The 11,781-nt window shown below is 41.4% G+C and carries 11 protein-coding genes; 5 read left to right on the top strand and 6 right to left on the bottom strand.

All coding sequences use genetic code 11. The features are described from left to right. The first annotated feature begins 479 nt into the window (after nucleotides 1–479). On the top strand, nucleotides 480–2,768 hold the full coding sequence (locus tag FC093_RS19545; RefSeq protein WP_137263496.1) for a DUF7133 domain-containing protein: 2,289 nt from the start codon (nucleotides 480–482) through the stop codon (nucleotides 2,766–2,768). A 178-nt stretch (nucleotides 2,769–2,946) separates the two neighbouring features. Here the strand turns inward: FC093_RS19545 and FC093_RS19540 are convergent, their stop codons facing one another. Continuing rightward, nucleotides 2,947–3,330, bottom strand: coding sequence for a SnoaL-like domain-containing protein (locus tag FC093_RS19540; RefSeq protein WP_137263495.1), 384 nt, complete (start codon nucleotides 3,328–3,330; stop codon nucleotides 2,947–2,949). 35 nt (nucleotides 3,331–3,365) lie between these two features. Continuing rightward, nucleotides 3,366–3,839, bottom strand: coding sequence for an SRPBCC family protein (locus tag FC093_RS19535; RefSeq protein ID WP_137263494.1), 474 nt, complete (start codon nucleotides 3,837–3,839; stop codon nucleotides 3,366–3,368). A gap of 142 nt (nucleotides 3,840–3,981) precedes the next feature. Here FC093_RS19535 and FC093_RS19530 point away from each other — a divergent pair, with 142 nt between their 5' ends. Continuing rightward, on the top strand, nucleotides 3,982–4,962 hold the full coding sequence (locus tag FC093_RS19530; RefSeq protein WP_137263493.1) for a GlxA family transcriptional regulator: 981 nt from the start codon (nucleotides 3,982–3,984) through the stop codon (nucleotides 4,960–4,962). Nucleotides 4,963–5,215: 253 nt separating this feature from the next. After that, the gene (locus FC093_RS19525; protein ID WP_137263492.1) at nucleotides 5,216–5,434 is read left to right on the top strand and encodes a hypothetical protein; all 219 of its coding nucleotides are present in this window, start codon (nucleotides 5,216–5,218) and stop codon (nucleotides 5,432–5,434) included. 656 nt (nucleotides 5,435–6,090) lie between these two features. Here FC093_RS19525 and FC093_RS19520 read toward each other — a convergent pair. Both FC093_RS19520 and FC093_RS19515 read right to left on the bottom strand, forming a co-directional pair. After that, complete coding sequence (locus tag FC093_RS19520; RefSeq protein ID WP_137263491.1) at nucleotides 6,091–6,429, bottom strand: hypothetical protein; 339 nt, start codon at nucleotides 6,427–6,429, stop codon at nucleotides 6,091–6,093. A gap of 114 nt (nucleotides 6,430–6,543) precedes the next feature. After that, entirely contained in the window at nucleotides 6,544–6,750 is a 207-nt protein-coding gene (locus tag FC093_RS19515; protein WP_137263490.1) for a hypothetical protein, read from the bottom strand. 2 nt (nucleotides 6,751–6,752) lie between these two features. On the opposite strand from FC093_RS19515, the gene FC093_RS19510 reads away from it, so the two are divergent. Beyond that, nucleotides 6,753–7,265 carry a transposase gene (locus FC093_RS19510; RefSeq protein WP_137263489.1) on the top strand — a complete coding sequence of 171 codons (513 nt, stop codon included), beginning with the start codon at nucleotides 6,753–6,755 and terminating at the stop codon, nucleotides 7,263–7,265. Nucleotides 7,266–7,324: 59 nt separating this feature from the next. Here FC093_RS19510 and FC093_RS19505 read toward each other — a convergent pair whose 3' ends face one another. After that, nucleotides 7,325–8,041, bottom strand: a complete 717-nt coding sequence (locus tag FC093_RS19505; RefSeq protein ID WP_137263488.1) for a hypothetical protein — start codon at nucleotides 8,039–8,041, stop codon at nucleotides 7,325–7,327. Between the two features lie 73 nt (nucleotides 8,042–8,114). Continuing rightward, the gene (locus FC093_RS19500) at nucleotides 8,115–8,510 is read right to left on the bottom strand and encodes a hypothetical protein (RefSeq protein ID WP_137263487.1); all 396 of its coding nucleotides are present in this window, start codon (nucleotides 8,508–8,510) and stop codon (nucleotides 8,115–8,117) included. A gap of 339 nt (nucleotides 8,511–8,849) precedes the next feature. Here FC093_RS19500 and uvrA point away from each other — a divergent pair, with 339 nt between their 5' ends. Beyond that, a complete protein-coding gene (gene uvrA, locus FC093_RS19495; protein WP_137263486.1) occupies nucleotides 8,850–11,723 on the top strand; it encodes an excinuclease ABC subunit UvrA in 2,874 nt (957 codons plus the stop codon). Nucleotides 11,724–11,781: the final 58 nt, after the last annotated feature.

The following is an 11,781-nucleotide window of genomic DNA, read 5'->3' as shown; positions in this document are numbered from 1 at the left end:
GCTACAACCTTTAAAATCAACCGCTTATCATACCGTGAAAGGCGGTTAGGACGAACACTAAATTGTTCAACTTCTTTAGACATATACACCTGATTTTGCGTATAGCCATTTCAGGACAAGACAATATTGAAAAAGTTGCCGTTGTGACATTTACTGAGGTTGGTTTTTCCTTGCAACAGAGTTTATCGAGGTGGTAGCGCCAGTGTAGCTCGAAGCGTAGATGAAAATGACTTTTCAAAATGATCCGCATAAGATTTCGTTAGAAAAACAAGCTAATCCTGTATAATCATACCCTTTTAAATGGGATGCATATCAGGGGAGTATGTTTTTATCTTTTACTTAGCCGTGCAATGGTGCAAACTCCTCTATGAGCAAAGATTAATTTATAAACAATCCAATAGAATATTTACATAAGTGTCTTTTTATGAAGTAGCTTAAGCCCGGATTTATTTACTTACATCAACTAACGATTTTGCAATATGAAAAAAACATTGCTGAAAGGCTTTATGGTGGCTGTACTGCCATTGCTTATTATTTCTTGTAAGAATTCTTCTACTACAGAACAGGAAAATGCAGGGGAGGCAGAGGGCTTCGCCTCTCCACGCAAGGTAATAGACAATCCTTCGCCTGTTCATTTGTCACCGGAGGAAAGCCTGAAAACTTTTCGTCTGCCCAAGGGCTACCATTTGGAAGTAGTAGCCAGTGAACCAATGATAAAAGAACCTGTGGCTATTGCATGGGATGGCAACGCCAAAATGTATGTGGCGCAAATGGAAACTTACATGCAGGATGTAAATGCGACCGGCGAGCAGGATTCCATTAGCCGTATTATGCTGTTGGAAGATACCAATGGCGATGGCAAAATGGATAAAAGCTCGGTATTTATTAATAAATTGAGACTGCCCCGTATGATTTTGTGTGTTGGTAAAGAACTGCTGGTAAATGAGACAAATACTTATACCATCAATGCTTATAAAGATACCAATGGTGATGGAATAGCCGACCAGAAAAGAGTGGTTTATAAAAGTGATGCGGTAGATACTAAAAACCTGGAGCACCAGCGTAGTGGGTTGGATTGGAATATTGATAACTGGATTTACGTAACAGTAGATCCGGTACGTTTCCGCTATAAGAATGGCATGCTGCAGGCCGATTCGTTGGTGAGCGGCTCCAATGGTCAGTGGGGCTTAACCCATGATAATTACGGACGGCTCTTCTTTAGCCGAGGTGGTGCAGAAAATGCAGGCTCGGGTTTTCAGATTAATCCGGCTTACGGGCAACTGGAATTTGCAGATGCCTATGATGATTCCACCTTTGGAGCCGTATGGCCCATTATCAAAACACCTGATGTGCAAGGCGGGGCAAAGAGGCTACGTCCGGATAGTACCCTGAATCACTTTACGGCTGGCAACGGGCAATCTATTTTCCGGGGTGACCGGCTGCCAAAAAGTTTACAGGGAGATTACCTCATTGATGAGCCGGTAGGCCGTATTATCCGGAGAGCTAAAGTGCATGATAAAGATGGAAAAATAACCCTTACAAATGCTTACAATGGAGAAGAATTCATTTCCTCTTCAGATATGAACTTCCGCCCGACCAACACCTACACAGGACCGGATGGTTGCCTGTATATAGTAGATATGAACAGGGGTATTATACAGGAAGGTGAGTGGACGAAAGAAGGCAGTTACCTGCGTCCTCAGATACAACGCCTTGGATTAGATAAAAACAAGGGATACGGGCGTATTTACCGCCTGGTGTATGATGGTATGCAGCCCGGTCCCAAACCACATATGCTGGATGAACCTACCAGTCAGTTAGTTACTTACTTAGAGCATCCCAACGGATGGTGGCGGGATAATGCGCAAAAAGAAATTGTGCTAAGGGGCGATCAGTCGGTAGTGCCCCTATTAAAACAGATTGCATTAGGAGAACAAGGTCCTCTGAAAGAAAAGCCCTCTGCCCTGGGGCAGATACATGCTTTATGGACATTGGATGGCTTAGGTGCCACTGATAAATCTGTTTTATTGAAAGCTATGGATGATGAAGATGCACAGGTACGCAAAGCAGCTATTTGGATCAGCGAGCCTTACCTTAGGAACGGAGATGAAGAGGTTATTAATAAACTGGAAAAGATGGAAGGCGATGATAGCTATGATGTACGTACCCAACTGCTGCTGTCGCTGAATTATGCTAAAGGAGATAAAGCAAAAACGATTGTGAAGAATGTATTAGCAAAGAATCCGGAGGTGGAAATGTTTGCTGCTGTGGAGCGTACCCTGGAAAAAAATGAAGCCGTCAAAACATTTGGAAAGCGGTTAGGCAGCCTGGAAGTAGCTGATAGAAAAAGAGTGATGGACGGGGCAAATATTTTCCGGTCGCTTTGCGCCAGTTGCCATGGTACAGATGGTAAAGGGCTGCCCACCAAGATAGCACCATCGCTCGTTGACAGCGGCAGGCTTGCTTTTATGGGTTCAAAGGATACCATCATCAATATTGTACTGCACGGCTTAACCGGTCCACTGAACGGTCAAAAATATCCGGTAGATATGCCGCCTATGGAATCTAATAATGATGAGTGGGTTGCATCGGTACTCAGCTATGTACGGTACAATTTAGGAGTGCCGGAAAAATATGCCGGTATGATACCACCGCAATATCAATCGCAAATATTGGTACGTCCGGAGGAAGTAAAAACGGTAAGAGCAGCAACTGCGGGAAGAAACAAACCGTGGACAATGGAGGAGTTGAAAAAAGGAGGGAAGTAGTTTTTACCGATGTTTTGCTGGTGCAAGCATCCGCTCACTTACTTTTAAAGAGCATTCAGCAAGGAAGCGGATGCTTTGGAATTGGAGGCGGGTATTTTGGGAGATATACTTTTGTCTTATACTTCGAGGTGCGCTGGCACTAACACCTAGAAGTAAAGGAAAACAATGAAAAGATTACTCAATAAAAGAATTGCTCTGATATAATCTGTCCGTCTTTTACTTCATACAGCATTATTTCATTGGTTTGTATTCTTCCCAAGTCCAGTACGGTAATATCCATTTCCCTTCCTACTGCAAAATGATTGCTGCCTATTATAGGTTCAGTTGTATGTAATCGGTGGACTGCCGTTACCTTTTTTACCCAATCTTCTCCTTTTTTACGAACAGCAGATTTGCCTTCCGTATTTTTTAGATGAGGAGCATTAGCAGGTTCAATACTCTTTACGCCATCTGCAAATAATTCGTCCTGTATGTCAAACCATTTTTCCTGCTGTGCAAGTTCGTTGAAGCGTGCTGCAACTTCTCTGGTTGTAAGTGCGGTTATGTAGGTTATTGTTTCCATAAATATTGGTTGTTATAATTTGAATGATATATAATTTAGTGCTGTAACGATGGCTGGTGTACCGCTTCCTTTACTACATGGGGAGTCCCTTTGCCGGTAGTGATGAGGTTTGATAAACTACGCAAATAATAGCTCCAGCCATTGGAACAGGCACCGAAGCATTCAATTAGGGGAACTAAGCCCAGATGCGTAAAAAGGATCTTTGTTTTATCACCTTCCCTGGAAATTTCAAAAATATTTTTGGTGCCATTCCATTCGGTTTTATTGGTAAGGAAATTTAATTGGCTGTCGGTAACCAGCCAAACAACTTTTTTGTTGCGTATGACCTCTATCAATTTATGCCGGGAATAATGCACGTCGCCAAAGCGAACTTCAAATTCATCATTAAGACCTTGTGAACTGCCTTTAACATCTTCCGACCACCACCCGTACACATCATTAATAGCATTGAATACTTCTTCCGGAGTTTGGTGTACCAGAAATGTAAAAGTGAAATGTTGATCTTGCATGGTTATACTTTTTATTTTTTGATTATTATAAATATCTAAAGCAAACCTATTGTCTAAAAGCGACTTAAGCAGGGCGTAAAATGGACTTTGTAGCGGGTTGATTTGGACAAAGTAAATATTCATCTTTGCCAAAAGCATCACCATGAAACATCTTACCATCATTGTTCCTGACGGAGAGAATAATTTAAGCAGCATTGTAGGTGCTTACAAGATATTTACAAGAGCCAACGAGTACCGGAAGGAAAGTGGCAAAAAAGAAGTATTCGCTATTCAACTGGCAGGTATTTCAAAAGAAGTGGACTTTCATAATGGTTTGTTTACCGTAAAGCCACATACGCATATTTCAGCTATTACCAAAACAGATCTGATTATTATTCCGTCCTTAAACCATAATTATCAGCAAGCGATAAAAAAGAACAGTTTGCTGATTGACTGGATAGCACAACATTATAAAGAAGGCGCTGAAATTGCCAGTATCTGTACCGGCGCATTTCTGCTTGCCGCATCCGGCTTAATGGATGGGAAAACCTGCTCTACCCATTGGGCAGTGGGGGATATTTTCAGAACCCAGTTTCCAAAAGTGCATTTGCAAACGGATAAACTGATTACGGATGAAGGAGGCATTTATACTAATGGTGGTGCGTATTCTTTCCTTAACCTCCTTATTTACCTGGTAGAAAAATATTACGACCGGCAAACAGCCATTTTTTGTTCCAAAGTATTCCAGATTGAAATAGACCGGCAAAGCCAATCCCTTTTTACCATATTTACAGGGCAAAAGCTGCACGGTGATGACGTGGTGCAACAAGCGCAAGCCTATATTGAAAGCAAACTGCACGAGAAAATATCGGTGGAAGAATTATCTACCCGGTTTGCGGTAGGCAGGCGAAACTTTGACCGGCGGTTTATTAAAGCCACCGGCAATACGCCTGTGGAATACGCGCAAAGAGTAAAAATGGAAGCCGCCAAGAAAGCGTTTGAAACGAGCCGCAAAACAGTTAATGAAGTAATGTATGAAGTGGGCTATTCGGATGCGAAAGCGTTCAGGGAAGTATTTAGAAAAATAACCGGCATGTCGCCATTGGAATACAGAGGTAAATATAATAAGGAGGCAGCGGTTTGATACTGAAAGCGCTGGCTTGTATTTTGCCATTATTGGTGTTCGTCCTTCTTCATTCCACTGGCGCAAGCGTCTGCTTGCGCCAGTGGAGGGGTAAGCTTCAGCGCATCTCGAAGAACGGAACTTTTCTTCGGCGTTGCTTCTGATATTGCATCTTCTAAGATATGTCAATCAGCGCGGACGGCACTAACTGGACGGAGATGTAATGGGTAAAAATTTGCATTCAGCTAATTCTGCTTTTCTTTATATTTGAAATATGAGCGATACTATTTATACTATAAAGATAAAAAAGGAATACGCATCGGCTATTATTGAAGATTTAAAACAAGTGGATGCCATTGAAATTGTGGAAAATCCGATTGCTGATTGGCAACAAACAGAAACGCTGAAGCGCCTTGTAGAAATGAAGGGTACTCCTTCTTCTACCTTATCAGAAGAAGCTTTTTTCAAAGCTTTAGACAATGAAAGTAAATAATGCGGTTTGCAATCATTTTTTCCCGCGGAGCATTGAACGATTTAGAGGAGGCTCGTTCCTGGTACAACCTTCAACAAAAAGGTTTAGGAAAAAGGTTAATTGCCGATGTAAAAAAATAATTGCTGCTATCAAACAAAATCCATATTATGCTTCCATAAAGTTTAAAAACATCAGAACTGCTGCCTGCAAAACCTTTCCTTACGCTGTTCATTATGAAATTGATGAGGCAAATAACATCATCCGTGTTATTTCTATATTTCATTTTAGCAGACGACCATACTGGTTAGATAAATAAGATCGTCTGGTGTTTCTGATACTCATGAAGTTGTAGATAAAGAACATTGCGGGAGTACGAAGGTGTAAGGCAGATTTCATTTTCTACCACACCGCAACGTCACATGACTCACGCGCAATGAGCTATGGATGGAGACATTGCGGGAAAAGAAGCAAAATCATTCCGCCATTGCTGGTGTTGTTCACCAGCAATGAATGTTGGCAATGCTATCATCGCGGTTAGCGAAGACACGAACCGCTCACTACCTTCCGTTACCTTCACCGTATTCCATGTTCTTCAGACTGTTAGCGCCAGCGCACCCTTGTTTGCCACACTCCTGTATTGTATGAGTTAATAAGCGGACGCCCGCGGTAGTGCAAGGTTATTCAGACAGCGGATTTTTACGGGTAGGTATTACCATAGATTCGTCGTCGCTCAGAAACACCCAGAAATCGTATAGCTCAAAGATGTCGCCGGGTATTTTAGAACCGTTCTCTGTGTTTCGCTGATAAGAGCCTAATAGTTGCCCGTTATATCGTAGTTCTTGCAGTTTCTCGTTGTGACCCATTCCTTTGAAGGCATCTATGTCCATAGTAGATTCAATTATTTGTTTGCAATAATAGTCCGTTTTTTCCAGCTTAATTCGGCAAATCTGCTGCCAGGCTTTGCGCGGTGCTTTTATTTTGGGCAAAGCGGCTTTCACCCCGGTCCGTGTCTTCACGAACCGCTTACAGCCTCAGGTTACATCCATAATATGGGTGAGAAAGACAAAGGCATCTACTTCCGTTTCGTAATATGTTGCAGATGAATAATAGTAATCAACAGGGGTGTTGCACTACTGCCAGTGTGCAGCCAATGGATTGTTATGGATATACTCCGGTTTTTGCAAGGCAGTACTTCTTCTAGTGAGTTCAAAAGCTAAGGAATCTCTTTGCCAGAATTCATATTGTTTGTTAGTCGCTTTCACTTCCCGCCGTTGTTGGTGTTCTTCACCAACAACTGGCTTTTGGTTGTACTTCAGCGTAAAATGTATTATTTTCATTTATGCTGATTCGCGATCATCCTTACTTTTTTACCGCTACAATACTGGAATGGAAAGCTTTACTCAAGCCGGATAAGTTTAAGGACATCATCATTCGCAGTCTGGAATTTCTGGTGCGGGAAAAACGAGTATTGATATATGGCTTTGTGATTATGAATAATCATATACATCTTATCTGGCAGATGCTGGACGAGCATTTACCTACAGATGTGCAGCATTCTTTTATGAAGTACACCGCACAGATGATGCTCAAAGCGTTAAAAGACAATCACCCTAAGGTGCTCTCTTTGTTTAGGGTAGATGCAAAAGACAGAAAGTACCAGGTATGGGAACGAAATCCACTGAGCGTAGCCTTATACAGTAGAAGTGTATTTATACAAAAGCTGGAATACATTCACTTGAACCCGATGCGGGCAGGCTTGGTAGCTGTACCTGAAGCATACGGGTATTCTTCAGCCGCCTATTATTATACAGGTAAAAGTGAGTGGGAGTTCCTGTCGCATTATAATGGTTGATTTGGCATCACTCGTTGTTGGTGAAGAACACCAACAACGGCGGCAAAACGCAAAAGCTATTAACTGGATATTTTCAAATTGTTATGTGAATACTCCGCAATTTCACAAATAAACTCTATAATTATTTTGCAATAGTCAACAACAAATTGCAAGGAGGTAATCTCAAACTCAACTTTATCTACACTTAAAATTTTGATATGCTGAATTTTATTTTGATTAATAAGTGAAACAATTGAATGAAAGTATTCTCCAATTGGTTTGTTATGAGCAAACGAATTTCTAATATAGTTATAATCAAAGAGTAGCTGATATTTTTTTATAATATCATCAATAAAGATTTTTATTCTCCCCTTTCTTTCTTCTGTATTAATTGTTTCAAAATACTTGTTGTTTAAAGCAGGAATAAAAGTTTTTGAGAAATACAATCTATATAGATCACAGATGTCTGTCCAAACATTCTCAAATGCTGAGTGTACTGCAATAAAATACGCTGATCTTAATGCGGGTAAAAGTGGAAATGCTCTCGTCTCGTGTTCAGGATCTTGATAATACATAAGGCTTTCTTGTTCATTTTCTGGATCCTCAAAGTACTCATTCAAATATTTTCTTGATTCTTCTATCAAACTTCTTTCTGCCTGACAAAATGTTATTTCGTATTGCAGGAACTTATACTCAAGTCCTTCGCCCATATGAAGGTCTCCTACTAATTCTATAATTTTTTGCTCAAATGAATTTTCATCAAAATTGTAAGATCTTCGTTGGTTACCTTTGATCATAAGTATTTTCAGATTTGTACCGTATTTAGGTGTCTCACTAAATGTTCTTAGTAGCTCATAATCTATAACAACATTATTGCAAAACGTAAGTGAGAAAGGGGAAAACGCCTCCTGATGTATAGGTTTGTTGATTTATCACTTTGCCATTAACATAGATTTTAGCAGTCATTACATCAGTACCTATGTAAGGTTCAACGTCACCTACAGCTAATGATAAAGAACGTGCCTGCATTAATCCAGGATCTTTTGACCAAGTATTATTATAAGACCAAGGAAGTTGTTGATAGTTATCAATACTACCGGCTTCTGCTACACCTCCAGTTTGATCTCTATAAACAACTATCACTTTGATATTGGGATTAGTACAAGTAATTTCATATTTAACATTCCAAGAATTGGTAGGGCTATCCTTCTTGCAAGAAAATATGATTACAACAATTATAAGGAATAGGGGGAAGTATTTTCTCATTTAATTTTGAAATTAAAGGTTTTAGTTTGGCTTGTTATTTATGATAGCAATATACATTAAAGCTTATTTATTCACCAACAATAGTTTGATAAATCGGAAGTGCTAATGTATAGTTCTCTTTTACTCCAATTAATATTTCCGCCTCTGTTGGTGTTCTTCACCAACAGATTTATTTCCCATCAGAGCTAAACAAAATAAAAGTAGCACCGTAATCAGTTGTTGGTGAAGAACACCGGCAACGGCAGCTTTCCTTTCAGACATTTCCTTTCCCCATCCCCTCCCCCAAAATTATTTTAACGCCATTTCGCTAAAAGGATTAGTATTTTTGCGCCCTAATTTATGGCAAAGCAACAGCAAGGTTCTAATGGCATTGCACTGGATGGCGAACTCATAGAAGTATCCGGCGCACGCGAGCACAACCTGAAAAACATAGACATCAGCATTCCCAAAAATAAACTCGTGGTATTTACCGGCGTAAGCGGCAGTGGCAAGTCGTCGCTGGCATTTGATACCATTTACAACGAAGGGCAGCGCCGCTACATGGAGAGCTTCAGCGCGTATGCCCGGCAGTTTATCGGCGATATGGAGCGCCCCGATGTGGACAAGATTACCGGCTTAAGCCCGGTGATTTCCATTGAACAAAAGACCACCGGCAAAAACCCGCGCTCTACCGTAGGCACTATTACCGAAGTGTACGATTTTATGCGCCTGCTCTTTGCCCGTATTGGCGAAGCCTACAGCTACAACACCGGCAAAAAAATGGTGAAATTTAGCGAAGAAGAAATTGTAGAGAATATTTATCAGCGTTTTGAAGGCAAAAAAATATCGCTGCTGGCACCACTCGTGCGCGGTCGTAAAGGACACTACCGCGAGCTGTTTGAAGACATCCGCAAGAAAGGCTTTTTGAAAGTGCGGGTAGATGGCGAAGTAAAAGACATCACGCCCAAAATGCAGGTAGACCGCTATAAGATTCACGACATAGAAGTAGTGATAGACCGCCTGGCAGTAACGCCCGACATGAAAGTGCGCCTGAGTCAAAGCGTACAACAAACGCTGCGCACCGGCAAAGACCTGATGTTTGTATTGGTAAATGACGAGGACAAAGTTATTCAATACAGCAAGCAACTGATGTGCGAAGACACGGGCATTTCTTACGAAGAACCTTCGCCCAATGCGTTCTCGTTCAACTCGCCGTATGGCGCTTGTCCTACCTGCAAAGGATTGGGTTCTATTTATACGGTTAGTACCGAAGCAATTTTCCCCGATAAAAATAAAACCATCAAAGATGGCGGTATTGCGCCGCTTGGCGAAGAGCGCGAAGCGTATATGTATCGCACCACTGCACAGATATTAAGGCGCAAAAAAATAGGCGTTGATAAACCCATCAAAGACCTGCCCGAAACGGCTATCAACTTTATCTTATATGGTAATGAGGAAGGCGTTATTGGCGAACTGGATTACTCGCAACCGTTTGATGTGTACTCCGGCGATTTTGAAGGTATTGTGCCGATGCTCAACCGTTGGTTCAACAGCAGTACCAGCACCGATCATATGCGCGAATGGGTAGAGCAGTTTATGGAGTTGAAAATGTGTCCGACTTGTTTAGGTACAAGGCTGAAAAAGGAGAGTGTTTGGTTTAGGGTTGATAACCGGAATATTGCGGAACTGAGCGATTGGAATTTGGATAAATTGGCGCACTGGTTTGCAGGCATTGAAGACCGCTTAAGCAAAAAACAAAACCTTATTGCTAAAGATATTCTGAAAGAAATACGTGAGCGGTTGCAGTTTTTATTAGATGTTGGCCTGACTTATCTTACACTTAACCGTTCTTCCAAAACCTTAAGCGGTGGCGAAGCGCAACGTATTCGCCTGGCAACGCAAATTGGTTCGCAACTGCAAGGCATTACCTACATTTTGGATGAACCTTCCATTGGCTTGCACCAGCGTGATAACCATCGCCTGATTACGGCATTGAAGAACCTGCGTGATATTGGCAACAGCGTATTGGTAGTAGAGCATGATAAAGATATTATGCTGGCTGCCGATCATTTGGTAGATATTGGTCCGCGTGCAGGCAAATATGGTGGCGAAGTAGTTGCTGCCGGCACGCCTAAGGCTGTCTTAAAATCTGGTTCCGACACCTCCAAATATTTAAGTGGCGAAAAGAAGATTGAAGTGCCCAAAGAACACCGCAAAGGCAATGGAAAATTTTTAACCATTAAAGGTGCGAGAGGCAATAATTTAAAAAATGTGGATGTTGAATTTCCGCTGGGAAAATTCATTGTAGTAACCGGCGTAAGTGGCAGTGGAAAATCTACGTTGATCAATGAAACTTTATATCCATTACTTTCCAAACATTGCTACAACAGCAAGATGACAGCGCTGGATTATGATACGATTGAAGGGCTGGAACATATTGATAAAGTCATTGAAATTGACCAGTCACCTATAGGCCGCACGCCCCGCAGCAACCCGGCTACGTATTGCGGTTTTTTTACGGATATCAGAACGTTGTTTGCTGCTGTTCCCGAAGCTAAAATTCGTGGTTACAATGCCGGTCGTTTTTCCTTTAATGTAAAAGGCGGCAGGTGCGATGTATGCGAAGGCGGTGGTATGCGCGTGATAGAAATGAACTTTTTGCCCGATGTATATGTGCATTGTGAAAAATGTAATGGCAAGCGTTATAACCGCGAAACATTAGAGATTCGTTACAAAGGCAAGTCCATTGCCGATGTATTGAATATGACCGTAGATGAAGCCGTAGATTTCTTTCAGGCAGTGCCGTATTTATACAGGAAAACAAAGGTGTTGCAGGATGTGGGTTTAGGATATATTACCCTTGGACAAAGTGCAGTAACCCTCAGCGGCGGCGAAGCGCAACGTGTAAAGCTCGCTACCGAACTCGCTAAAAAAGACACCGGCAAAACGTTTTATATTTTAGATGAACCTACTACCGGTTTGCACTTCCAGGATATTCAGCATCTCTTAGATGTGTTGTATAAACTGGCAGACAGAGGCAATACGGTGCTGGTAATAGAGCATAATTTAGATGTAATAAAAGTAGCCGATTATATCATAGATCTTGGTCCCGAAGGCGGTGACGGCGGCGGTAAAATTTTATTTGAAGGTGCACCCGAACAAATGATAAATAATAAAGAAAGCCATACGGCTAAGTTTTTAAAACAGGAATTGGAAGGTCAGGCGTTAAATTAATTTTTACAGGATAATTAAAGGCAATTATTCTGCTGAAAAAGCCAGTTATGTTTACTAT

Origin of the sequence: Ilyomonas limi, assembly GCF_005233845.1 — a bacterium.
Taxonomy (GTDB): domain Bacteria; phylum Bacteroidota; class Bacteroidia; order Chitinophagales; family Chitinophagaceae; genus Ilyomonas; species Ilyomonas limi.
Note: the sequence above shows the minus strand (reverse complement) of the source record. Positions and strands in the feature narration are given on the sequence as shown.

Coding starts and splice junctions, on each gene's coding strand:
- uvrA (WP_137263486.1), top strand. CDS start 8,850: ATGGCAAAGCAACAGCAAGGTTCTAATGGCATTGCACTGGATGGCGAA.
- FC093_RS19535 (WP_137263494.1), bottom strand. CDS start 3,839: ATGCAAGATCAACATTTCACTTTTACATTTCTGGTACACCAAACTCCG.
- FC093_RS19505 (WP_137263488.1), bottom strand. CDS start 8,041: ATGATCAAAGGTAACCAACGAAGATCTTACAATTTTGATGAAAATTCA.
- FC093_RS19525 (WP_137263492.1), top strand. CDS start 5,216: ATGAGCGATACTATTTATACTATAAAGATAAAAAAGGAATACGCATCG.
- FC093_RS19540 (WP_137263495.1), bottom strand. CDS start 3,330: ATGGAAACAATAACCTACATAACCGCACTTACAACCAGAGAAGTTGCA.
- FC093_RS19545 (WP_137263496.1), top strand. CDS start 480: ATGAAAAAAACATTGCTGAAAGGCTTTATGGTGGCTGTACTGCCATTG.
- FC093_RS19500 (WP_137263487.1), bottom strand. CDS start 8,510: ATGAGAAAATACTTCCCCCTATTCCTTATAATTGTTGTAATCATATTT.
- FC093_RS19515 (WP_137263490.1), bottom strand. CDS start 6,750: ATGAAAATAATACATTTTACGCTGAAGTACAACCAAAAGCCAGTTGTT.
- FC093_RS19530 (WP_137263493.1), top strand. CDS start 3,982: ATGAAACATCTTACCATCATTGTTCCTGACGGAGAGAATAATTTAAGC.
- FC093_RS19510 (WP_137263489.1), top strand. CDS start 6,753: ATGCTGATTCGCGATCATCCTTACTTTTTTACCGCTACAATACTGGAA.